Origin of the sequence: Acinetobacter lwoffii, from assembly GCF_052078135.1 — a bacterium.
GTDB lineage: Bacteria > Pseudomonadota > Gammaproteobacteria > Pseudomonadales > Moraxellaceae > Acinetobacter > Acinetobacter lwoffii_Z.
This window is the reverse complement of record NZ_JBQGUZ010000069.1, coordinates 1-631: the sequence shown is the minus strand read 5'-3', so window position 1 is coordinate 631 and position 631 is coordinate 1. Positions and strand designations below refer to the sequence as shown.

Annotated in this window: 1 protein-coding gene; it reads left to right on the top strand. The window is 41.4% G+C overall.

The genetic code is table 11. The features are described 5' to 3' along the window. Positions 1 to 631 (top strand): IS6 family transposase (locus tag ACTL4S_RS16435; RefSeq protein ID WP_441299683.1); only part of this gene is annotated, 631 nt, incomplete at both ends.

Below are 631 nucleotides of genomic sequence, written 5' to 3'. Positions count from 1 at the left end.
TGGCATCAGCTATCGTGAACTTCAAGAAATGCTCGCTGAACGAGGCATAAATGTGGATCACAGTACAATTTATCGTTGGGTTCAGCGTTATGCTCCAGAAATGGAAAAACGCTTACGCTGGTATTGGCGTAATCCTACAGATTTACATTCATGGCATATGGATGAGACTTATATCAAAGTGAAGGGGCGATGGACTTACCTGTATCGTGCAGTTGATCAACGTGGTCATACGATTGACTTTTACCTTTCCGCTAGGCGGAACAGTAAATCAGCCTATAGTTTTCTAGGAAAGATATTCAATACGGTGAAAAAATGGCAAATTCCACGGGTCATCAATACAGATAAAGCAGCGACCTATGGCCATGCTTTATCACGATTAAAGCGAGAAGGAAAATGTCCACCAGACCTTGAACACAGGCAGATTAAGTATAAAAATAATGTCATTGAATGTGATCATGGTAAGTTAAAGCGGATCATCAGGGCCACATTAGGATTCAAATCTATGAAGACGGCTTATGCTACAATTAAAGGTATTGAAGTCATGCGTGCACTACGTAAAGGACAAGCATCGTCATTTTATTATGGTCAGCCTCAGGGTGAAGTGTGTCTAATCAACAGGGTTTTCGGTCTC